The organism is Pseudomonas sp. IT-P253, assembly GCF_949768125.1.
Lineage (GTDB): Bacteria > Pseudomonadota > Gammaproteobacteria > Pseudomonadales > Pseudomonadaceae > Aquipseudomonas.
In genome coordinates, this window is record NZ_CATKPT010000001.1 from 14516 (window position 1) to 37679 (window position 23164).

21 protein-coding genes are annotated in these 23164 nt (G+C 58.2%); 18 read left to right on the top strand and 3 right to left on the bottom strand.

Annotated features, from left to right (window positions below; all coding sequences use genetic code 11):
• The first annotated feature begins 54 nt into the window (after positions 1 to 54).
• The 3 genes from aat (at position 55) to infA (ending at position 1830) form a co-directional block, all read left to right on the top strand.
• A complete protein-coding gene (aat, locus tag ACM6IR_RS00090) occupies positions 55 to 735 on the top strand; it encodes a leucyl/phenylalanyl-tRNA--protein transferase (protein WP_414905814.1) in 681 nt (226 codons plus the stop codon).
• 57 nt (positions 736 to 792) lie between these two features.
• A complete protein-coding gene (locus ACM6IR_RS00095; protein WP_414905815.1) occupies positions 793 to 1500 on the top strand; it encodes an arginyltransferase in 708 nt (235 codons plus the stop codon).
• A 111-nt stretch (positions 1501 to 1611) separates the two neighbouring features.
• The gene (gene infA / locus ACM6IR_RS00100) at positions 1612 to 1830 is read left to right on the top strand and encodes a translation initiation factor IF-1 (RefSeq protein ID WP_002553999.1); all 219 of its coding nucleotides are present in this window, start codon (positions 1612 to 1614) and stop codon (positions 1828 to 1830) included.
• A gap of 178 nt (positions 1831 to 2008) precedes the next feature.
• On the opposite strand, the gene clpA is transcribed toward infA, so the two are convergent.
• Both clpA and clpS read right to left on the bottom strand, forming a co-directional pair.
• Complete coding sequence (gene clpA, locus ACM6IR_RS00105; RefSeq protein WP_414905816.1) at positions 2009 to 4279, bottom strand: ATP-dependent Clp protease ATP-binding subunit ClpA; 2271 nt, start codon at positions 4277 to 4279, stop codon at positions 2009 to 2011.
• A gap of 30 nt (positions 4280 to 4309) precedes the next feature.
• The gene (clpS, locus tag ACM6IR_RS00110; protein ID WP_140680026.1) at positions 4310 to 4693 is read right to left on the bottom strand and encodes an ATP-dependent Clp protease adapter ClpS; all 384 of its coding nucleotides are present in this window, start codon (positions 4691 to 4693) and stop codon (positions 4310 to 4312) included.
• 223 nt (positions 4694 to 4916) lie between these two features.
• Between clpS and cspD the strand changes: the two genes are divergently transcribed.
• The gene (cspD, locus tag ACM6IR_RS00115) at positions 4917 to 5183 is read left to right on the top strand and encodes a cold shock domain-containing protein CspD (RefSeq protein ID WP_414905817.1); all 267 of its coding nucleotides are present in this window, start codon (positions 4917 to 4919) and stop codon (positions 5181 to 5183) included.
• Between the two features lie 82 nt (positions 5184 to 5265).
• Here the strand turns inward: cspD and icd are convergent, their stop codons facing one another.
• Entirely contained in the window at positions 5266 to 6522 is a 1257-nt protein-coding gene (gene icd, locus ACM6IR_RS00120; RefSeq protein WP_414905818.1) for an NADP-dependent isocitrate dehydrogenase, read from the bottom strand.
• Positions 6523 to 7018: 496 nt separating this feature from the next.
• Between icd and ACM6IR_RS00125 the strand changes: the two genes are divergently transcribed.
• From ACM6IR_RS00125 to nuoF, 14 genes are all read left to right on the top strand, one after another.
• Positions 7019 to 9244 carry an NADP-dependent isocitrate dehydrogenase gene (locus ACM6IR_RS00125; protein WP_414905819.1) on the top strand — a complete coding sequence of 742 codons (2226 nt, stop codon included), beginning with the start codon at positions 7019 to 7021 and terminating at the stop codon, positions 9242 to 9244.
• 177 nt (positions 9245 to 9421) lie between these two features.
• Positions 9422 to 9868 (top strand): NUDIX hydrolase, encoded by a 447-nt coding sequence (locus tag ACM6IR_RS00130; RefSeq protein ID WP_414905820.1) that lies wholly within the window; start codon positions 9422 to 9424, stop codon positions 9866 to 9868.
• Positions 9869 to 9927: 59 nt separating this feature from the next.
• Entirely contained in the window at positions 9928 to 11061 is a 1134-nt protein-coding gene (mnmA, locus tag ACM6IR_RS00135) for a tRNA 2-thiouridine(34) synthase MnmA (RefSeq protein WP_414905821.1), read from the top strand.
• Complete coding sequence (gene hflD / locus ACM6IR_RS00140; protein WP_414905822.1) at positions 11058 to 11681, top strand: high frequency lysogenization protein HflD; 624 nt, start codon at positions 11058 to 11060, stop codon at positions 11679 to 11681. The genes mnmA and hflD overlap by 4 nt, the downstream gene beginning before the upstream one ends.
• Positions 11682 to 11807: 126 nt before the next feature.
• Positions 11808 to 13178: an adenylosuccinate lyase gene (gene purB / locus ACM6IR_RS00145; RefSeq protein ID WP_414905823.1), complete on the top strand. Its 1371-nt coding sequence runs from the start codon at positions 11808 to 11810 to the stop codon at positions 13176 to 13178.
• Between the two features lie 86 nt (positions 13179 to 13264).
• Complete coding sequence (locus tag ACM6IR_RS00150) at positions 13265 to 14434, top strand: JmjC domain-containing protein (RefSeq protein WP_414905824.1); 1170 nt, start codon at positions 13265 to 13267, stop codon at positions 14432 to 14434.
• Positions 14427 to 14852 (top strand): GNAT family N-acetyltransferase, encoded by a 426-nt coding sequence (locus ACM6IR_RS00155; RefSeq protein WP_414905825.1) that lies wholly within the window; start codon positions 14427 to 14429, stop codon positions 14850 to 14852. Before ACM6IR_RS00150 ends, ACM6IR_RS00155 begins: the two co-directional genes overlap by 8 nt.
• Before the next feature lie 259 nt (positions 14853 to 15111).
• Positions 15112 to 15873: a secretin N-terminal domain-containing protein gene (locus tag ACM6IR_RS00160; RefSeq protein ID WP_414905826.1), complete on the top strand. Its 762-nt coding sequence runs from the start codon at positions 15112 to 15114 to the stop codon at positions 15871 to 15873.
• A 511-nt stretch (positions 15874 to 16384) separates the two neighbouring features.
• Positions 16385 to 17710, top strand: coding sequence for an isocitrate lyase (gene aceA / locus ACM6IR_RS00165; RefSeq protein ID WP_414905827.1), 1326 nt, complete (start codon positions 16385 to 16387; stop codon positions 17708 to 17710).
• A 627-nt stretch (positions 17711 to 18337) separates the two neighbouring features.
• A complete protein-coding gene (locus tag ACM6IR_RS00170; protein ID WP_003223812.1) occupies positions 18338 to 18751 on the top strand; it encodes an NADH-quinone oxidoreductase subunit A in 414 nt (137 codons plus the stop codon).
• Between the two features lie 10 nt (positions 18752 to 18761).
• Complete coding sequence (locus ACM6IR_RS00175) at positions 18762 to 19436, top strand: NuoB/complex I 20 kDa subunit family protein (RefSeq protein ID WP_007946424.1); 675 nt, start codon at positions 18762 to 18764, stop codon at positions 19434 to 19436.
• A 73-nt stretch (positions 19437 to 19509) separates the two neighbouring features.
• On the top strand, positions 19510 to 21294 hold the full coding sequence (gene nuoC, locus ACM6IR_RS00180; protein WP_414905828.1) for an NADH-quinone oxidoreductase subunit C/D: 1785 nt from the start codon (positions 19510 to 19512) through the stop codon (positions 21292 to 21294).
• Positions 21295 to 21296: 2 nt separating this feature from the next.
• Positions 21297 to 21794 (top strand): NADH-quinone oxidoreductase subunit NuoE, encoded by a 498-nt coding sequence (gene nuoE / locus ACM6IR_RS00185; RefSeq protein ID WP_007970445.1) that lies wholly within the window; start codon positions 21297 to 21299, stop codon positions 21792 to 21794.
• Positions 21791 to 23146, top strand: coding sequence for an NADH-quinone oxidoreductase subunit NuoF (nuoF, locus tag ACM6IR_RS00190; protein ID WP_414905829.1), 1356 nt, complete (start codon positions 21791 to 21793; stop codon positions 23144 to 23146). The genes nuoE and nuoF overlap by 4 nt, the downstream gene beginning before the upstream one ends.
• Positions 23147 to 23164 lie beyond the last annotated feature (18 nt).

The following is a 23164-nucleotide window of genomic DNA, read 5'->3' on the forward strand; positions in this document are numbered from 1 at the left end:
CATGGTGGGCCGACCCGCCCGCCACTGCCCTCCCCTTTTGTAAGCCCGGATACCATGCTGACTTGGTTACAACGCAACACGCTGACGTTCCCACCGCTGGATAAAGCCATGCGCGATCCCAACGGGCTGCTGGCTGCTGGCGGCGATCTATCCGCCGATCGTCTGATTCAGGCCTATCGCCACGGCTGCTTTCCATGGTTCTCGGAAGGCCAGCCTATTCTCTGGTGGTCACCGGACCCGCGCACCGTTCTGTTTCCCGATGAGCTGCATGTTTCACGCAGCCTGAACAAGTTGTTGCGCCAACAACGTTATCAAGTGACCTTTGATCAGGATTTTTCCTCGGTCATCCGCGCCTGCGCCGCCCCCAGGGAGCACGCCGACGGCACCTGGATCACCGAAGCGATGCAGAATGCCTACCTGGACCTGCACAGGCGCGGTTACGCGCATTCGGTGGAAGTCCGGGACCAGGGCGAACTGGTTGGCGGGCTCTATGGCTTGGCGATGGGTCAGCTGTTTTTCGGCGAATCCATGTTCAGCCGTGCCGATAACGCCTCGAAATATGGCTTTGCCACTTTGGTCCGACACCTGAAAGAATCGGGTTTCGTGCTGATCGACTGCCAAATGCCTACCGATCATCTGCACAGTCTCGGCGCCCGAGCGATTCCCCGCCGCACGTTTGCCGGCTACCTTGCGCAGCATCTGGACCAGCCCAACAGCGCCACCTGGGTTTGCTGAGCGACTTTTGCGCGAGTGGCTTACACTTAATTCAAAAGCTTATCCCGAGGGTTGATCATGACCGAGTTGGCGCGTTTGAAGTTTTATGCCACTCAGCCCCACTCTTGCAGTTATCTGCCCGAGGAGCAGGCCACCACGCTGTTCCTCGACCCTAGTCAGCCCATGGATGTGCATGTCTACGCAGACCTGTCCGAAATGGGTTTTCGTCGCAGTGGCGATCATCTTTACCGGCCTCATTGCCAAAATTGCAACGCGTGCGTCCCGGCGCGTATCCCTGTGGCGCGATTTGAACCCAACCGCCAGCAGAAGCGTATTTTCAAACGCAATGCCGACCTACAGGTACGCCCGGCCAAACCGCAGTACAGCGAAGAATATTTCGACCTTTATCAGCGCTACATCGAACAGCGTCACGCCGATGGCGATATGTACCCGCCCAGCCGCGATCAGTTTTCGACGTTCCTTGTACGTGACCTGCCATTTTCCCGTTTCTACGAGTTCCGCCTCGAAGGCCGGTTGCTGGCTGTTGCCGTCACGGACCTGCTGCCCAACGGCCTGTCGGCGGTTTATACCTTCTACGAACCTGCCGAAGAACGCCGCAGCCTGGGGCGTTACGCGATTCTCTGGCAAATCGCCGAGGCCCAGCGGCTGGGGCTGGAAGCGGTCTACCTGGGCTACTGGATCAAAAACTGCAAAAAGATGAGCTACAAGACGCAATATCGCCCTATCGAACTGCTGATTAATCAACGCTGGGTCATCCTGAACTAGAGCAAGCCCTAAACCCCTTGGCTTAAACCCCATTTTTCGGGCACAATGCACGCCGCTTTTGCCTGGCGCAGTTGCACCGGGCCATTCATTGGACACCGAGGGCTTTACTGCATGTCGAAAGAAGACAGCTTCGAAATGGAAGGCACTGTCGTCGACACCCTGCCCAACACCATGTTTCGTGTGGAGTTGGAAAATGGGCACGTCGTAACCGCGCATATCTCCGGCAAGATGCGCAAGAATTACATCCGTATTCTTACCGGTGACAAAGTGCGCGTCGAGCTGACGCCCTATGACTTGAGCAAAGGGCGCATCACTTACCGCGCTCGCTAATCAAGTCAATACAAAACGCCCGGCTTTTGCCGGGCGTTTTTGTGTGTGCGTTTTTTGGGTTGTTAGATTGGGTGTATATCCATTTCTGCGGTAGCGGCCGCTACCAAAAAACCGGATATACACCCAAATCTCAAACAATAAAAAAGGCGCCCGAAGGCGCCTTTCGCATTACAGTCGATCAGGCCATTTCAGCCGTGGTCTCGAACTCAAAGGTCAACTCGCCATCCTTGAGGTCGATATGCACCACACCACCATGGTCAGCCAGTTCACCAAAGAGAATCTCCTCCGCCAGCGGACGCTTGATCTTGTCCTGAATCAAACGCGCCATCGGCCGGGCACCCATTGCCGTGTCATAGCCAGTCGCGGCCAGCCAGCTGCGCGCAGCGTCTGTCACTTCCAGCTGCACGCGCTTGTCTTCCAGCTGCGCTTGAAGCTCGGTAAGGAACTTGTCCACCACGCTTTTGATGACCTCATGACTGAGGCGACCAAACTGGATAATGGTGTCCAGACGGTTGCGGAACTCCGGCGTGAAGCTCTTCTTGATCACTTCCATCGCATCGGACGAGTGGTCCTGATGGGTGAAACCGATCGAAGCACGCGCGGCCGTTTCGGCACCGGCGTTGGTCGTCATGATGACGATCACGTTTCGGAAATCCGCCTTGCGCCCGTTGTTATCGGTCAGCGTACCGTGGTCCATGACCTGCAACAGCAGGTTGAAGACTTCCGGGTGCGCCTTCTCGATTTCATCGAGCAGCAGCACGCAATGAGGCTGCTTGGTGATGGCTTCGGTCAGCAGACCGCCCTGATCGAACCCGACATAGCCTGGAGGCGCACCGATCAGACGCGATACGGTGTGGCGTTCCATATACTCGGACATGTCGAAGCGAACCAGCTCGATCCCCAACGCCTTGGCCAACTGACGCGCCGCTTCGGTTTTACCGACACCGGTCGGCCCTGCGAACAGGAACGAACCGACAGGCTTGTCAGGCGACTTGAGGCCGGCACGGGACAGCTTGATCGCGGTCGACAACGAGTCGATCGCCGCATCCTGACCGAATACCGTCAGCTTCAGGTCACGCTCAAGGTTACGCAGCAGCTCTTTGTCGGAGCTGGTGACGTGCTTCGGCGGAATCCGCGCGATTTTCGCAACGATGTCCTCGACCTGAGGCACTTCGATGCGTTTCACACGTTTCTCGATCGGTTGCAGGCGCTGGTAGGCACCCGCCTCGTCAATCACGTCGATAGCTTTGTCCGGCATATGCCGGTCATTGATATAACGCGAGGCCAGTTCGGCAGCGGCACGCAACGCTTCATCGCTGTATTCGATGTTGTGGTGCGCTTCGAAACGACCTTTCAGGCCGCGCAGGATGCCGATGGTGTCTTCTACCGACGGCTCCGACACATCGACCTTCTGGAAGCGCCGAGCCAGAGCACGGTCCTTCTCGAAGATCCCGCGGAACTCCTGGAACGTGGTGGAACCGATGCACCGGATATCACCCGACGACAACAGCGGTTTCAGCAGGTTCGAGGCATCCATGACACCACCCGACGCAGCACCCGCACCAATAATGGTGTGGATTTCGTCGATGAACAGGATCGCCTGCGGACGTTTTTTCAGTTCATTGAGTAACGCCTTGAAGCGTTTCTCGAAATCGCCACGGTATTTGGTCCCGGCCAGCAAGGCGCCCAGATCGAGGGAATACACCACGCTGTTGGCCAGCAAGTCTGGCACCTGGTTGTCGACAATCCGTTTGGCCAGGCCTTCGGCAATCGCGGTTTTACCCACGCCAGCTTCGCCCACCAGCAGCGGATTGTTTTTGCGACGACGCGCGAGTATCTGCGCGACACGCTCGACTTCGAGTTCACGGCCTACCAACGGATCGATTCGACCCTGGCGCGCGAGTTCGTTGAGGTTGCTGGCATAAGCATCCAGAGGATTGCCTGAGGAAGAAGACTCACCGCCCTCATCGTCCTGCATATCTTGCTCACCTTCAGAGTGATCGCCATGCCCCGGCACTTTGGAAATGCCGTGAGCGATGTAGTTGACGACATCGATACGCGCAACGCTCTGCTGTTTCAGCAGGAACACTGCCTGACTCTCTTGCTCACTGAAGATCGCAACCAGCACGTTGGCGCCAGTCACTTCGCGTTTACCCGAGCTCTGTACGTGAAAGACAGCACGCTGCAAAACACGCTGGAAGCCCAGGGTCGGTTGGGTCTCGCGATCCTCATCATGGAGGGGGATCAACGGCGTGGTGGAGTCGATGAACTCCTGCAGATCATGCTTGAGTTTGTCGAGGTTTGCGCCGCAGGCACGCAGAACGGTGGCGGCAGCCTCATTGTCCAATAGGGCCAGCAAAAGGTGTTCGACGGTCATGAATTCATGACGCTTCGAACGAGCCTCCTTGAAGGCAAGATTGAGGGTGACTTCGAGCTCGCGGTTTAACATAGCTTCACCTCATACCCAAGTGGTCGGCGATTAACCGTCCTTCTCGATTTCACAGAGTAGCGGATGCTGGCTTTCCCTGGCGTACTGGTTGACCTGCATGGCCTTGGTCTCGGCGATGTCGCGGGTAAACACTCCACATACTGCCCGTCCTTCTGTGTGGACGGCCAGCATGACCTTGGTCGCCAGCTCGCGATTCAGGTTAAAAAACACCTCGAGCACTTCGACGACGAAATCCATCGGTGTGTAGTCATCATTGAACAAAACCACCTTGTACATCGGCGGCGCCTGTAAAGCAGGCTTAGCTTCCTGAACAGCAATGCCTGCGGAATCGTCCTCGTGTGCCCCCGGGTGATCTTTTTGGAGAGCCGGGCGATCCTGATTGAATGTTAGTCGAATCTGGCTGATTGCATGCATGGAAAGAAAGGTTCGTCAGTTGTGCGAATACAGTAGTGGGGACGTCTATGAACGATTTCAACTCCGACTGCCTGGTCACCTTGACTATCGGCAAAACGGTGTTACAACCAATAGAGCCCACAGTGGGTAAAAAAGGTCCGCGGAGTCAACCTTATTTAAGAAGTGACTGCGGATAAACTGGATGATACTCCAGTGATGGAGTCTGTAGCAGAGGGATATGGGTATGTCAGGTGTCAAGGTGAGCGGCAAGGTCAAATGGTTCAACAACGCCAAGGGTTATGGATTCATCAACGAGAATGGCAAGAGCGAAGACCTGTTCGCCCACTTCTCGGCCATCCAGATGGACGGTTATAAAACCCTGAAAGCCGGACAGGCTGTGGTCTTTGAGATCATTCAAGGACCAAAAGGCTTGCACGCCGTCAACATCGGCTCACCTCAGGACACTCCAAAGGCGCTCGCACCCGCCGGGCAACAAACCGTTACAGCTTAAGCTCACTGCAATCTCCCGGTCATAAAAAAAACCGCCTGACTCATTGATGAGCCAGGCGGTTTTTTTGACGACTGCGTTCCGCTTACATGTGCGAAATCAGCGCATCACCAAACGCCGAAGACGACAGCAACTTCGCCCCCTCCATCAGACGCTCGAAGTCATAGGTCACGGTTTTGGCCGAAATCGCGCCGTTGGTGCCCTTGATGATCAGATCGGCCGCTTCGGTCCAGCCCATGTGACGCAGCATCATCTCTGCGGACAGGATCAGCGAACCCGGGTTGACCTGGTCCTTGCCGGCATATTTGGGCGCAGTACCGTGGGTCGCCTCGAACATGGCAATGGTGTCGGACAGGTTGGCACCCGGCGCGATACCGATACCGCCCACTTCGGCCGCGAGAGCGTCGGAGAGGTAGTCGCCGTTCAGGTTCAGGGTCGCGATGACATCGTATTCAGCCGGGCGCAGCAGGATCTGCTGAAGCATGGCGTCGGCGATAGCGTCCTTGACGATGATGTTCTTGCCGGTTTTCGGGTTCTTGAACTGCATCCACGGACCGCCATCGAGCAGGGTCGCGCCGAATTCTTCAGCGGCCACTTCGTAGGCCCATTCCTTGAAGGCACCTTCGGTGAACTTCATGATGTTGCCTTTGTGCACGATGGTCAGCGAGTCGCGGTCGTTGTCGACCACATACTGCAATGCCTTGCGTGCCAGACGCTTGGTGCCTTGCAGCGAAACCGGCTTGATGCCGATACCGCAATTTTCGTCGAAACGGATCTTGGTGACGCCCATTTCATCTTTAAGGAACTTGATGACCTTGGTCGCTTCCGGCGAACCGGCCTTCCATTCGATACCGGCATAAATGTCTTCCGAGTTTTCGCGGAAGATCGTCATGTCGACGTCGCCTGGCTTTTTGACCGGGCTTGGCACGCCTTCGAACCAGCGCACCGGGCGCAGGCAGACATAAAGGTCAAGTTGCTGACGCAGGGCCACGTTGAGGGAACGGATACCGCCGCCGACCGGCGTGGTCAGAGGGCCCTTGATGGAAACCACGTAATCCTTGACTGCGTCCAGGGTTTCCTGAGGTAGCCAGGTGTCCTGATCGTAAACCTGAGTCGCTTTCTCCCCGGCGTAGACTTCCATCCAGGAAATTTTGCGCTCGCCGCCGTAAGCCTTCTTAACAGCAGCATCGACAACCTTGATCATGACCGGGCTGATATCAACGCCAATACCATCGCCTTCGATGAAGGGAATGATCGGGTTGTTAGGAACATTGAGAGAATGGTCCGCGTTGACGGTGATTTTTTCGCCGACGGCTGGAACCTGAATCTTCTTGTATCCCATGCTGAACTCCATTGTTTGGATTGAACATCTGGCTTCGTTCGAGCGTACCCCAGTTAAATCGACACGCAAACCCTCTGTTCCATCCATCTGCCGCGAAGCTGCGCAGTTCGCGACGTACAAGCCTGAAAGCAAAGGGAAAAGCGCCAAACTCAAGCACGGTGCAAGACTCTACGCCCCACGCTCTCCTGCGACCTTTAGACCAATGGACGATATTCGTTGTGTATGAACCATCGGCAGATTGCCAGCTACCTATGTATAATGCCGCCCGCTGACCGCAGAGTCACGACGGCCGACTTCTCTATGACGAGATTCCGAGCCCGAAAAAGCAGGATTGTTACCGCAGTCCACCCGCTTGACGCTCGACTGATGCACCCAACATCACCGCGCACAAATCTCGACATTCGGCTCATGGATGACTTTGAACGAACGCGCGCTTACCCGGCGCCCCTCGAGTTTCTGCGCACTCTTTAGCAAAGAAGAGAGAGTTAATCCGAATATGCCCACCCGCTCGAAGATCATCTATACCTTCACCGACGAAGCCCCAGCCCTCGCCACCTATTCACTGTTGCCTATCGTAGAGGCATTCACCGCCTCGGCTGATATCGCCGTGGAAACCCGCGATATCTCCCTTGCAGGGCGCATCCTGGCCAGCTTCCCTGAGCAATTGGGCGACAAAGCCGTAGCCGACCACCTCGCCGAACTGGGCGACCTGGCCATTACGCCTGAAGCCAACATCATCAAATTGCCGAACATCAGCGCTTCAGTTCCGCAACTGCAGGCCGCGATCAAAGAACTGCAAGCGCAAGGTTTCGCCATTCCGGACTACCCGGAAACCGTCACCAGCGATGCCGACAAGCTCGCCAAGTCGCGTTACGACAAAATCAAGGGCAGCGCCGTAAACCCGGTTCTGCGCGAAGGCAACTCTGATCGTCGCGCACCACTGTCGGTCAAGAACTACGCGCGCAAGCACCCGCACAAAATGGGCGCCTGGGCTGCGGACTCCAAGTCCCACGTCGCGCACATGAGCACCGGCGATTTCTATGGCAGCGAGAAAGCGGCCCTGATCGACGCCGCTGACGCGGTCAAAATCGAACTGATCGCTCAAGACGGCACCACCACCGTCCTGAAAGAAAAAACCACCGTGCAAGCCGGTGAGATCCTCGATTGCGCGGTCTTGAGCAAAAACGCTCTGCGCAGCTTCATCGCTGCCGAGATCGAAGACGCCAAAGCCAAAGGCGTGCTGCTGTCGGTTCACCTGAAAGCCACCATGATGAAGGTCTCCGACCCGATCATGTTCGGCCAGATCGTCGCCGAGTTCTATAAAGACGCACTGACCAAACACGCTGACGTGCTGGCACAGATCGGCTTCAACCTGAACAACGGCATCGGCGACCTGTATGCTCGCATCAAAGCCTTGCCGGCTGAGCAGCAAGCGCAGATCGAAGCGGACATCCAGGCGGTCTACGCTGTTCGTCCGTCGCTGGCCATGGTCAACTCCGACAAAGGCATCACCAACCTGCACGTGCCGAGCGACGTCATCGTCGACGCCTCGATGCCCGCCATGATCCGTGACTCCGGCAAGATGTGGGGCACTGACGGTCAGCTGCACGACACCAAGGCTGTGATCCCGGATCGCTGCTACGCCACCATCTACCAGGCGGTGATCGAAGACTGCAAGCTGCACGGCGCTTTCGATCCGACCACCATGGGCAGCGTGCCAAACGTTGGCCTGATGGCGAAAAAAGCCGAAGAGTACGGCTCCCACGACAAGACCTTCCAGATCAAGTCCAACGGCGTGGTTCGGGTTTCCGACAGCGCTGGCCGTACCTTGCTGGAGCAGTCGGTTGAAGCCGGCGACATCTTCCGCATGTGCCAGACCAAAGACGCGCCGATCCAGGACTGGGTCAAACTGGCCGTCAACCGTGCTCGCGCCAGCAGCACGCCAGCGATTTTCTGGCTGGACCCAATGCGCGCCCACGACGGCGTAGTGATCGAGAAAGTTCAGGCCTACCTGAAGGATCACGACACGTCGGGCCTGGACATCCGCATCATGTCGCCCGTCGACGCGATGGCCTTCACCCTGGGCCGCACCCGCTCCGGCCTCGACACCATTTCGGTGACCGGCAACGTACTGCGCGACTACCTGACCGACCTGTTCCCGATCATGGAACTGGGCACCAGTGCCAAGATGCTGTCGATTGTTCCGCTGATGAATGGCGGTGGCCTGTTCGAAACCGGCGCTGGCGGTTCGGCTCCGAAGCACGTTCAGCAGCTGCTGGAAGAGAACTTCCTGCGCTGGGATTCCCTGGGTGAGTTCCTGGCCCTGGCCGCTTCCCTTGAGCACTTGGGTGTGACTTACAACAACCCTAAGGCGCTGGTGCTGGCCAAGACCCTGGATCAGGCCACCGGCCAGTTCCTGGACAACAACAAGTCGCCATCGCGCAAAGTCGGCAACATCGACAACCGCGGCAGCCACTTCTACCTGGCGCTGTACTGGGCTCAAGCCCTGGCCGCCCAGACTGAAGACGCTGCACTGCAGGCGCAGTTCGGCCAGCTGGCCAAAACCCTGGCCGAGAACGAAGCGACCATCGTTGCCGAGCTCAATGCCGTTCAGGGCAAGCCAGTGGACATCGGCGGTTACTACCACGCCAATGCCGAGCTGATCAGCAAGGCCATGCGCCCAAGCAACACTTTCAACGCCGCGATCGCTGCGCTGGTTTAAGGTTGTAAGGATGCAAAGAAGCCCCGGCCCAGTGCCGGGGTTTCTGTTTCAAATACCCATTCCTGTAGGAGCGAGGCTTGCCCGCGAAGGCGGTGTGCCAGTCGACATCATTGTTATTGACACTCCGCCTTCGCGGGCAAGCCTCGCTCCTACAGATTGACGACCGGAGGATATTGCATGACCTGGCTACCCCACATCACCGTCGCCACTATCGTCGAAGACAATGGCCGTTTCCTGATGGTCGAAGAACTCAAGGGCGGACGAGCGGTACTCAACCAGCCGGCCGGCCACCTTGACCCGAACGAAACCCTGATTGACGCCGCCGTGCGCGAAACCCTTGAAGAAACCGGTTGGGACGTAGAGCCGACAGGTGTCGTGGGTATTTACCTTTACACCGCCCCGAGCAACGGCGTGACTTACCAGCGCGTCTGCTTCATCGCAAAACCCTTGAAACACCACCCCGACTATCAGCTGGACGACGGCATTGTCGGCGCAAAGTGGCTGACGCGTGACGAACTGCTGGCACAGCGCGCAAACTGGCGCAGTGAGCTGATCATCCGCTGTATCGATGATTATCTGGACGGCCAACACTTCGATCTCGAACTGATCCGCCCTTCTCTTTAGCCTTGCGGGCTTCGGCCTGTTAGAATCGCGTCCTTTTTCAAGACACTCATTGAATCCCTATGCGTGATCCAGCCCCTTCTGACACACAAAAGAAGCGCGTCATTGTCGGCATGTCCGGCGGCGTAGACTCTTCCGTTTCCGCTCTCCTGCTGATCGAGCAGGGTTATGAGGTGGAAGGCCTGTTCATGAAGAACTGGGAAGAAGACGATGGAACGGAATACTGCACCGCCATGGATGACCTGGCGGATGCCCAGGCCGTGTGCGACAAGATTGGCATCAAGCTGCACACCGCCAACTTCGCTGCCGAGTACTGGGACAACGTGTTCGAGCATTTCCTGGCCGAATACAAGGCCGGTCGCACGCCGAACCCGGACATCCTCTGCAACCGCGAGATCAAGTTCAAAGCGTTCCTCGACTACGCCATGATGCTCGGTGCCGACCTGATTGCCACCGGCCACTACGTGCGTCGCCGCGACATCGACGGGCGCACCGAACTGCTCAAGGGCCTGGACCCGAACAAGGACCAGAGCTACTTCCTGCACGCCGTCGGCGGCGAACAGATCGCCAAGACCCTGTTCCCGGTTGGCGAGCTGGAAAAACCCGAAGTGCGCGCGATTGCCGAGAAACACGACCTGGCCACCGCGAAGAAAAAGGATTCCACCGGGATCTGCTTTATTGGCGAACGTCGTTTCAGCGACTTCCTCAAACAGTACCTGCCGGCTCAACCCGGCGAGATCAAGACCACCGAAGGTGAAGTCATTGGCCGCCACCACGGCTTGATGTACCACACCATCGGCCAGCGCCAGGGCCTGGGCATCGGCGGACTGAAAGACGCCAGCGACGAGCCGTGGTACGTGCTGATCAAAGACCTGGAACACAACGAGCTGATCGTTGGCCAGGGCAACGACCATCCTTATTTGTTCTCCCGCGCCCTGCTCGCCTCGGACATCTATTGGGTTAACCCGATCGACCTTGCCGAGCCACGCAAGCTGACGGCCAAAGTCCGTTACCGCCAAAGCGACCAACCTTGCACGCTGGAAAAAACCGCCACCGGTTACCGTGTGACCTTCGATGACCCGCAACGCGCGGTGACCCCGGGCCAGTCCGTGGTGTTCTACGACGGTGAAATCTGCCTTGGCGGCGGCGTCATCGAAATTGCCGAACCGTGGACCAGTAAAGGCCAGCCACAATGAGCCCGACCCAGGAGCAGCTGACGGCGCTGGGCGGCGTTTTTCTCGCCGCCGTACTGGTCGACAAGATTGCCAAGACCGGCCAGACCACCGAAGCCGGTTTGAGCTGCATGCTTGCCAGCCTGCTGATTCGCGACCCCAAGGACACGCTGGAAGTGTATGGCGGCGACGATATCAATCTGCGTGAAGGCTACCGCGCATTGATTGGCGCCCTGGAACGCGACCCCAGCACCCTGCAACGCGAACCGCTGCGTTATGCGCTGGCGATGCTCGGCCTTGAACGACAACTGGCCAAACGCAACGACATGCTCGACATAATCGGCAAGCGATTGCCGCAAATCCAGTCTCAGGTCGAGCACTTCGGCCCGGTGCATGAAAACGTGATCGCCGCCTGCGGTGCGCTGTATCAGGATACCCTGAGTACCCTGCGCCAACGGATTCAGGTCCACGGCGACATGCGCAACCTGCAGCAACCGAGCAACGCCTCGAAAATCCGCGCGCTGTTACTGGCCGGGATTCGTTCGGCACGCTTGTGGCGGCAGTTGGGCGGCCATCGCTGGCAGTTGGTGGTCAGTCGTCGCAAATTGCTGAAAGAGCTTTACCCGCTGATGCGCAGCAGCTGAACCGCGCCCGCAACATCGTTTTTGATCTATAACGCGTAGTACGCCGGTCAGTTGGCAACGGACCGGCGGATTTTTTCATGTATGATACGCGCCCCATTTCGTTGCCCGACTGTCCGAGAACACCCCATGCAGCTTTCTTCGCTCACTGCGGTTTCCCCTGTTGACGGCCGCTACGCCGGCAAAACCCAGGCCCTGCGCCCAATTTTCAGCGAATACGGTTTGATCCGCGCTCGCGTTCTGGTTGAAGTGCGCTGGCTCCAGCGCCTGGCCGCTCACCCTGGCATCAGCGAAGTGCCGGCGTTCTCCGCCGAAGCCAACGCTGTGCTCAACACCCTGGCGGAAAACTTCGCTCTGGAGCACGCCGAGCGTGTGAAAGAGATCGAGCGCACCACCAACCACGACGTCAAGGCCATTGAATACTTGCTCAAAGAGCAAGCGGCCAAGCTGCCGGAACTGGCCAAGGTCAGCGAATTCATCCACTTTGCCTGCACCAGCGAGGACATCAACAACCTGTCCCACGCCCTGATGCTGCGCGAAGGCCGTGATGACGTCATGCTGCCACTGATGCGCCAGACTGCCGACGCCATCCGCGAACTGGCCATCCGGTTCGCCGACGTCCCGATGCTGTCGCGCACCCACGGTCAACCGGCCTCGCCGACCACCCTGGGCAAAGAGCTGGCGAACGTGGTTTACCGTCTGGAGCGTCAAATCGCTCAAGTCGCGGCCGTTCCGCTGCTGGGCAAAATCAACGGCGCTGTTGGCAACTACAACGCCCACCTGTCGGCCTACCCTGAGATCGACTGGGAAGAAAACGCCCGCGCCTTCATCGAAGACGAGCTGGGCCTGGGCTTCAACCCGTACACCACGCAGATCGAACCGCACGACTACATCGCAGAGCTGTTCGACGCGATCGCACGCTTCAACACCATCCTGATCGACTTCGACCGTGACATCTGGGGCTATATCTCCCTGGGTTATTTCAAACAGCGCACCATCGCTGGCGAAATCGGTTCGTCGACCATGCCGCACAAGGTCAACCCGATCGACTTCGAAAACTCCGAAGGCAACCTGGGTATCGCCAACGCACTGTTCCAGCATTTGGCGAGCAAGCTGCCGATCTCCCGCTGGCAGCGTGACCTGACCGACTCCACCGTTCTGCGTAACCTCGGTGTCGGCTTCGCCCACAGCGTGATCGCGTACGAAGCCAGCCTCAAAGGCATCAGCAAGCTTGAGCTGAATGCTCAGAAGATCGCTGCGGACCTGGACGCGTGCTGGGAAGTTCTGGCCGAGCCGATCCAGACCGTGATGCGTCGTTACAACATCGAAAACCCGTACGAGAAGCTGAAAGAATTGACCCGCGGCAAGGGCATCAGCCCTGAAGCGCTGCAAACTTTCATCGACGGCCTGGACATGCCAGCCGCCGCCAAGGCTGAGCTGAAGTTGCTTACCCCGGCGAACTACATCGGCAACGCTTGCGAGCAAGCCAAACGCATTTGATCGACCGTTTTACCCGTTTGAGACGCCCGGCAGCGCCGGGCGTTTTTATTCCCGTCTGAAAAGTGCTTTTTTTCAATAGGTTACACATGAATCCTGACATTCCTCTTCAACTTCTGGGCGGCATCACAGCGCGCGAATTCCTGCGCGACTACTGGCAGAAAAAACCACTGCTGATCCGTCAGGCGATTCCTGATTTCGAAAGCCCGATCGACGCCGACGAACTGGCGGGCCTGGCGCTGGAAGAAGAAGTTGAATCGCGCCTGGTGATTGAGCACGGCGAGCATCCTTGGGAATTGCGCCGCGGCCCGTTCGCTGAGGACGAATTCAGCAAATTGCCGGAGCGCGAGTGGACCCTGCTGGTCCAGGCCGTTGACCAATTCGTGCCGGAAGTCAGCGAGTTGCTGGAGCACTTCCGCTTCCTGCCGAGCTGGCGCGTCGATGACGTGATGATCAGCTTCGCCGCCCCAGGCGGAAGCGTTGGCCCGCACTACGACAACTACGATGTATTCCTGCTGCAAGGTCACGGCAAGCGCAACTGGAAAATCGGCCAGATGTGCGATTCCGAGAGCCCGCTGCTGCAACATGCAGACTTGCGCATCCTGGCTGAATTCGAAGCCACCGATGAGTGGGTCCTGGAACCGGGCGACATGCTCTATCTGCCGCCGCGACTGGCTCACTGTGGTGTTGCGATTGACGACTGCATGACCTACTCGGTCGGCTTTCGCGCCCCGAGTGCCTCTGAAGTGTTGACTCACTTCACTGACTTCCTCAGCCAGTTCCTGACCGACGAAGAGCGCTACACCGATGCCGACGCGCTGCCGGCAGTCGATCCGCACCAGATTCAGCACGACGCTCTTGATCGCCTGAAAGCTTTGCTGGCCGAGCACATGAGCGACGAACGCCTGCTGCTGACCTGGTTCGGCCAGTTCATGACCGAACCGCGCTACCCGGAACTGGTGGTGGGCCCGGAAGAAATCGAAGAAGACGATCTGCTCGCCAGCCTTGAGCAAGGTGCTGTGCTGATTCGTAACCCAAGCGCACGCCTGGCCTGGTCCGAAGTCGATGACGACCTGCTGTTGTTCGCCAGCGGCCAGAGCCGTTACCTGCCGGGCAAACTGCGCGAACTGCTGAAAATGATCTGCGCCGCCGACGCGCTGCACGTCGACAATCTGGGCGACTGGCTGAGCGACGAAGACGGTCGGGGCCTGCTGTGCGAGCTGATCAAGCAAGGAAGCCTGGGGTTTGCTGATGAATAAAATTCACGTACGTGTCGCAGACTGGCAAAAGGACAACGCCGAGATCCGGCGCATTCGTGAGACGGTGTTCATCGCCGGGCAATCCGTTCCGCCCGAGCTGGAATGGGATGCCGATGACGCAACAGCGTTGCACTTTCTGGCCTTCGAAGGCGACTTCCCGATTGGTACCGCCCGCCTGCTGCCCGACGGGCAAGTCGGCCGGGTATCGGTACTGAAAGACTGGCGCGGCTTGAAGGTCGGCGATGCACTGATGCAAGCGGTGATCTTCGAGGCCGAGAAGTGCGGGCTGAAGCAACAGATGCTAAGTGCGCAAGTGCAGGCCACAGCGTTCTATGAGCGCTTGGGCTTCAGCCTGGTCAGTGAGGAGTTCCTGGAAGCAGGCATTCCGCATGTGGACATGGTGCGTCATTCGGCTTGAGACCGAGGTGCTGCCTTCGCGGGCAAGCCTCGCTCCTACGGTACGCGAATACCTGTAGGAGCGAGCGGTGCGACGATTCGACTTGCCCGCGAAGAACCCCGAAACAACACCACAAAACGCCCCGCCATCAACCGATGCCGGGGCGTTTTGCTGTCTACGATTCAACTTGCCCCATGCCGGGCCGACAAACTGGCAATATCAAGACCTGTAGGAGAGAGCTTGCTCCTACATACACACCAAAAAGTCGGAGATAACGGATATGTCCCTACGCGCCCTGCTCACCACGCTGCTGTTGACCTGCAGTTTTTCGGTCATGGCCGCCACCGAGATCGTGCCACTGAACTACCGCACCAGCGCTGACATGCTGCCGACGGCACAGGATTTCATCGGCAAGGATGGCCAGGTCAGCGCCTACGGAAATCAACTGATCGTTACTAGCGATCAGCGCAAGATCGACGAACTTAAAGCACTTATCGCGCAACTCGACACAAAACCCAAGCGCCTGCTGATCACCGTCGACACCAATGAAAACAACTTCCAGGGCGACCAGGGTTACTCGGTGAATGGCGCCAAACCGAGCCAGACCCGGATCATCAATCGCAGCACCGACAGTCGTGATGGCGGCATCCAGCAGGTTCAAACCAGCGAAGGTGCACCCGCGCTGATTCAGGTCGGCCAGAGTGTTCCGCTGACCAGCACTCAGGCCGACTCCTATGGCGATCTGCGCAGCCAGACCGAATACCGCAACGTCACCCAGGGTTTCTACGTCACAGCCAGCATTACCGGCGAGATCGTTCACCTGTCGATCAGCACCAACCGTGACCGGATGAGCCAGGAGCGTCTCGATGTAGTGAATGTGCAAAGTACCGACACAACTGTCACGGGGCGTCTCGGCGAATGGATCACTCTGGCGGGCGTTAACCACCAGACTCAGGCCGACAAACAGGGCCAGACCCGCAACTACGCGACTCAGGGCCGGGATGACATGACGCTGCGGGTGAAAGTCGATACTTTGGACTAAACCACCGAAAACTGACTGATTAGTCGTATTAGACCAAAGATGTAGTGCCACATAAAAAGCACTACAAAACGTTTGACGATCGAAAAAAGCAAAGGCATGATGGCCTCGCTCCCGCTAATCAGGGGCCCTGGCAAGGGCCTTCGAGGCGATGCTCGCACCTACCCCGCGAGCCGTTTCGTGTCTGTACCGCCCACAAGGTGTGTTTGACGAGGTTGCCGACTGGAACGAAGTTGTCCCGAGGGACGGAAGCGTAATCAGGTAATCCGGCTCCACACTGATGTTCGCACCAAGGCCCACGACGCCCGAATGCGCTCGCCAGTTCGCCCTTACCTGCTCACTTCCCCTCGAGCCCATCGCTCATCCCGTCGCCACCCCCGTCAAACCCGACTTGACCGCCTAAGCTTCTGGTCAGCGAGCAGCCTTTTACGCCCCTTTGAATTGCGTAACCGGCACGCAGGAATTTTCCACCCCAGAACCACTATCGATACAAGACGCGACGAGGTTTATCTCCATGGCACTGACACGCGAACAGCAAATTGCAGCCCTCGAAAAAGATTGGGCTGAAAACCCACGCTGGAAAGGCGTGACACGCGCTTACTCCGCTGCTGACGTCGTCCGCCTGCGTGGCTCGGTTCAACCTGAGCACACCTTTGCAAAACTGGGCGCCGAGAAGCTGTGGAACCTGGTAACCCAGGGCGCCAAGCCGTCCTTCCGTCCCGAGAAAGATTTCGTCAACTGCATGGGCGCCCTGACCGGCGGCCAGGCTGTACAACAAGTTAAAGCCGGTATCCAGGCGATTTACCTGTCGGGCTGGCAGGTTGCTGCGGACAACAACTCCGCCGAATCGATGTACCCGGACCAGTCGCTGTACCCGGTGGACTCGGTTCCGACCGTGGTCAAGCGCATCAACAACTCGTTCCGTCGTGCTGACCAGATCCAGTGGAAAGCCGGCAAAGGCCCGGGCGACGAAGGTTACATCGACTACTTCGCACCGATCGTGGCTGACGCTGAAGCCGGTTTCGGCGGCGTACTGAATGCTTACGAGCTGATGAAAAGCATGATCGAAGCAGGCGCCGCCGGCGTTCACTTCGAAGACCAGCTGGCTTCCGTGAAGAAATGCGGCCACATGGGCGGCAAAGTATTGGTTCCTACCCAGGAAGCGATACAGAAGCTGACCGCTGCTCGCCTGGCTGCTGACGTTGCCGGTACACCGACCATCATCCTGGCACGTACCGACGCCAACGCGGCTGACCTGCTGACATCCGACTGCGACCCGTATGACCAGCCATTCGTGACTGGCGAACGCACCCAGGAAGGCTTCTACAAAGTGCGCGCCGGCCTGGACCAGGCGATCGCTCGCGGCCTGGCTTACGCTCCGTACGCCGACCTGATCTGGTGCGAAACCGCCAAGCCGGATCTGGACGAGGCTCGTCGCTTCGCTGAAGCGATCAAAAAGGAATACCCGGACCAACTGCTCTCGTACAACTGCTCGCCTTCCTTCAACTGGAAGAAAAACCTGGACGACGCGACCATCGCCAAGTTCCAGCGCGAACTGTCCGCCATGGGTTACAAGCACCAGTTCATCACCCTGGCCGGCATTCACAACATGTGGCACAGCATGTTCAACCTGGCGCACGACTACGCCCGCAACGACATGACTGCCTACGTGAAACTGCAAGAGCAAGAGTTTGCTGACGCTGCCAAGGGTTACACCTTCGTGGCTCACCAGCAGGAAGTGGGCACCGGCTACTTCGACGACATGACCACCGTGATTCAAGGTGGCTCGTCTTCGGTGACCGCGCTGACCGGTTCGACCGAAGAAGAACAGTTCCACTGATCGGCTTCGCCTGAGCAAACGGCCGTTGCGGACCGAATAGAAAGCTAACCGCAGTGCTGCACATCTGACGCCCCGACTGGTTCGGGGCGTTTTTTTTTGCCTGGAATTGCATCCCCCCGTAGGAGCGAGGCTTGCCCGCGAAGAACGATGACGCGTTGGGCCCGATGTACCGCGGCGCATTCTTCGCGGGCAAGCCTCGCTCCTACAGGGGCATGCGAGCTCAAAAAACATTGATCCAGAGCGCCATCGCTCTCATAAAAATCCGCTAAAACGAGCACCACCGCTACTTGCAGTAACGTGCATATAAGTCGACTTCGCGACGCTCACTGCGTTAAACAGTTTAAAAACCACTACAAATAATATTGATTATCATTTAGAGGCAACTATGTTCGTTACATTCCCAACAAAACAATATTGATGAAATGCCTGCTAATGCCCGCAACGCATGGGCTGCGGGACCTTAAAGGTTCGCTATGTCCTTATTCAGCTAAATAATTTCGCTATCTGAATTTTACTTGCACGGTGTTTAGCCATAAAATCAGCGGGATTGATTGCTGCGACATATCGTCACTGCGTTGTTTCTTTTTCAAGCTCAGAGACCTTTGCTCTCTGTTAAGGATTACCAGCATGCCCGAAGCGACAGGACTCATGGCCCACAACTGGGGCTTTGCCATTTTCCTTCTGGGCGTTGTCGGCCTCTGCGCCTTCATGCTTGGCGTTTCCAGCCTCCTTGGGTCAAAAGCCTGGGGCCGCAGCAAAAACGAACCGTTCGAGTCCGGCATGCTACCTACAGGTGGCGCCCGCTTGCGGCTCTCAGCCAAATTCTATCTGGTCGCGATGCTCTTCGTGATCTTCGATATCGAAGCCCTCTTTCTCTTTGCCTGGTCTGTGTCCGTCCGCGAAAGCGGCTGGACCGGATTCGTCGAAGCTCTCGTTTTCATAGCAATTCTGTTGGCAGGTCTTGTCTACCTGTTCCGAGTGGGCGCCCTTGACTGGGCTCCGGAAGCTCGTCGCAAGCGGCAGGCGAAGCTGAAACAATGAGGCTTTGGCAATGCAATACAATCTCACCAGGATCGACCCCGATGCTCCTAACGAGCAGTATCCGATTGGCGAACGGGAAACCGTTTCCGATCCGTTAGAAGATCAAGTCCACAAAAACATCTTCATGGGCAAGCTCGAAGACGTGCTTAACGGCACGATCAACTGGGGGCGCAAGAACTCCCTGTGGCCGTATAACTTCGGTCTTTCGTGCTGCTACGTGGAAATGACCACCGCCTTCACGGCGCCCCACGACATCGCGCGCTTTGGCGCCGAGGTTATCCGGGCATCGCCGCGTCAGGCGGATTTCATGGTTATCGCCGGTACCTGCTTCATCAAGATGGCGCCGATCATTCAGCGTCTCTACGAGCAAATGCTCGAACCTAAATGGGTCATTTCCATGGGTTCGTGCGCCAACTCCGGTGGCATGTACGATATCTACTCTGTCGTTCAAGGGGTGGACAAGTTCCTGCCCGTGGACGTCTACGTGCCTGGCTGCCCGCCCCGCCCTGAAGCTTTTCTGCAAGGCTTGATGCTCTTGCAAGAGTCGATTGGCCAGGAGCGTCGTCCGCTTTCCTGGGTCGTTGGTGATCAAGGCGTATACCGCGCCGAGATGCCATCCGAGAAGGAAAAGCGCCGCGAACAGCGAATCGCAGTCACCAACCTGCGCAGCCCCGACGAAGTCTGATCCAGCCCTGCTTCTTTTATAGAACGAGAAACTGGCTTCATTCTTTACGTTGACCGAAAGCGATAAAATAACCATGACTACAGGCAGTGCTCTGTACATCCCGCCTTATAAGGCAGACGACCAGGATGTGGTCGTCGAACTGAATAACCGTTTTGGCCCCGAGGCGTTTACCGCCCAGCCTACCCGCACCGGCATGCCGGTGCTTTGGGTTGCCCGTGCCAAACTCGTCGAAGTGATGACCTTCCTGCGCAACCTGCCCAAGCCGTACGTCATGCTCTATGACCTGCACGGCGTGGACGAGCGTCTGCGCACCAAGCGTCAAGGACTGCCAAGCGGCGCCGATTTCACCGTGTTCTATCACTTGATGTCGATAGAACGTAATAGTGACGTGATGATCAAGGTCGCCTTGTCCGAGAGCGACCTCAGCGTGCCAACCGTTACCGGCATCTGGCCGAACGCCAACTGGTACGAGCGTGAAGTGTGGGACATGTACGGCATCAACTTTGCCGGTCACCCGCACCTGACCCGTATCATGATGCCGCCGACCTGGGAAGGTCACCCGTTGCGCAAGGACTTCCCGGCCCGTGCCACCGAGTTCGACCCGTTCACCCTGAACCTGGCCAAGCAACAGCTTGAGGAAGAAGCCGCGCGTTTCAAGCCTGAAGACTGGGGCATGAAGCGTTCCGGTGCGAACGAGGACTACATGTTCCTCAACCTCGGCCCGAACCACCCTTCCGCGCACGGTGCGTTCCGCATCATCCTGCAGCTGGACGGTGAAGAGATCGTCGATTGCGTGCCTGACGTCGGTTACCACCACCGTGGTGCCGAGAAGATGGCCGAGCGTCAGTCCTGGCACAGCTTCATTCCGTACACCGACCGTATCGACTACCTCGGCGGCGTGATGAACAACCTGCCGTACGTGCTCTCGGTCGAGAAGCTGGCCGGCATCAAGGTGCCCGAGAAGGTCGACGTCATCCGCATCATGATGGCCGAGTTCTTCCGGATCACCAGCCACCTGCTGTTCCTGGGAACGTACATCCAGGACGTCGGCGCCATGACCCCGGTGTTCTTCACCTTCACCGACCGCCAGAAGGCGTACACGGTGATCGAAGCCATCACCGGTTTCCGTCTGCACCCGGCCTGGTACCGCATTGGTGGTGTTGCACACGACCTGCCACGCGGCTGGGAAAAACTGGTGAAAGACTTCGTCGAATGGATGCCAAAGCGTCTGGACGAATACCAGAAAGCGGCGTTGGACAACAGCATCCTGCGTGGCCGGACCATCGGCGTCGCCGCCTACAACACCAAAGAAGCCCTGGAATGGGGCGTCACCGGTGCAGGCTTGCGTTCGACCGGTTGCGACTTCGACTTGCGCAAGGCTCGCCCGTACTCCGGCTACGAGAACTTCGAATTCGAAATACCGCTGGCAGCCAATGGCGATGCCTACGACCGTTGCATCGTGCGCGTCGAAGAAATGCGCCAGAGCCTGAAAATCATCGAGCAGTGCATGCGCAACATGCCGGAAGGCCCGTACAAGGCGGATCACCCGCTGACCACGCCGCCGCCGAAAGAGCGCACGCTGCAGCACATCGAGACCTTGATCACGCACTTCCTGCAAGTTTCGTGGGGCCCGGTCATGCCGGCCAACGAATCCTTCCAGATGATCGAAGCGACCAAGGGCATCAACAGTTATTACCTGACGAGCGATGGCGGCACCATGAGCTACCGCACCCGGATTCGTACTCCAAGCTTCCCGCACTTGCAGCAGATCCCTTCGGTGATCAAAGGCAGCATGGTCGCGGACTTGATCGCGTACCTGGGTAGTATCGATTTCGTTATGGCCGACGTGGACCGCTAAGCATGAACAGCACGCTTATCCAGACAGACCGTTTCGCCTTGAGCGAAACCGAGCGCTCGGCCATCGAGCACGAGTTGCATCACTACGAAGACCCGCGCGCGGCGTCGATCGAAGCCTTGAAGATCGTCCAGAAGGAACGTGGCTGGGTGCCTGACGGCGCGCTCTACGCCATCGGCGAGATCCTCGGCATTCCGGCGAGCGACGTTGAAGGGGTGGCGACGTTCTACAGCCAGATCTTCCGTCAGCCAGTCGGCCGCCACATCATTCGCGTCTGCGACAGCATGGTCTGCTACATCGGTGGGCACGAGTCCGTGGTCAGCGAAATCCAGAGCAAGCTCGGCATCGGCCTGGGTCAAACCACCGCCGACGGTCGTTTCACCCTGCTGCCAGTCTGCTGCCTCGGCAACTGCGACAAGGCGCCGGCGCTGATGATCGACGATGACACTTTCGGTGATGTGCAGCCTGCCGGCGTTGCCAAACTGCTCGAGGGCTACGTATGACCCTGACTTCCTTCGGCCCTGCCAACCGCATCAAGCGTGTCGCAGAGACTCACCCGCTGACCTGGCGCCTGCGTGACGACGGCGAAGCCGTATGGCTCGACGAGTACCAGGCCAAGAACGGTTACGCCGCTGCGCGCAAAGCCTTTGCCGACATGGCCCAGGACGACATCGTCCAGACCGTGAAAGACTCCGGCCTGAAAGGTCGCGGCGGTGCAGGCTTCCCCACGGGCGTTAAGTGGGGTCTGATGCCCAAGGACGAATCCATCAACATCCGCTACCTGCTGTGCAACGCGGATGAAATGGAGCCGAACACCTGGAAAGACCGCATGCTGATGGAGCAACTGCCCCATCTGCTGATCGAAGGCATGCTGATCAGTGCTCGCGCGCTGAAAACCTACCGTGGCTACATCTTCCTGCGTGGCGAGTACACCACCGCCGCCAAGCACCTGAACCGTGCCGTGGAAGAAGCCAAGGCCGCCGGCCTGCTGGGCAAGAACATCCTGGGCAGCGGCTTCGATTTCGAACTGTTCGTCCACACCGGCGCCGGGCGTTATATCTGCGGTGAAGAAACCGCACTGATCAACTCCCTCGAAGGCCGCCGCGCCAACCCGCGCTCCAAGCCGCCCTTCCCTGCCGCCGTTGGCGTGTGGGGCAAGCCGACCTGCGTGAACAACGTTGAAACCCTGTGCAACGTGCCGGCGATCATTGCCGACGGCGTGGACTGGTACAAATCGTTGGCGCGTGAAGGCAGCGAAGACATGGGCACCAAGCTCATGGGCTTCTCCGGCAAGGTCAAGAACCCGGGCCTGTGGGAACTGCCATTCGGCGTCACAGGTCGCGAGCTGTTCGAAGACTACGCCGGTGGCATGCGCGACGGCTTCAAGCTCAAGTGCTGGCAGCCAGGCGGCGCCGGTACCGGTTTCCTGTTGCCGGAACACCTGGACGCACAAATGTACGCCGGCGGCATCGCCAAAGTGGGCACCCGGATGGGTACCGGCCTGGCCATGGCGGTGGACGACAGCGTCAGCATGGTGTCCTTGCTGCGCAACATGGAAGAATTCTTCTCCCGCGAATCCTGTGGTTTCTGCACCCCGTGCCGTGACGGTCTGCCGTGGAGCGTCAAGCTTCTGCGCGCAATCGAGAACGGTGAAGGACAAGCCGGCGATATCGAGACCCTGCTGGGTCTGGTCGGTTTCCTCGGCCCAGGCAAAACCTTCTGTGCTCACGCACCGGGCGCCGTGGAGCCGTTGGGCAGTGCAATCAAATACTTCCGTCCAGAGTTCGAAGCCGGTATCGCGCCCACCCGCGCCACCGTCCCGCCTCTGGCAAGGCCGATCGTAGTCGGCGCGTAAACGCTTAAAAAGAGCGAA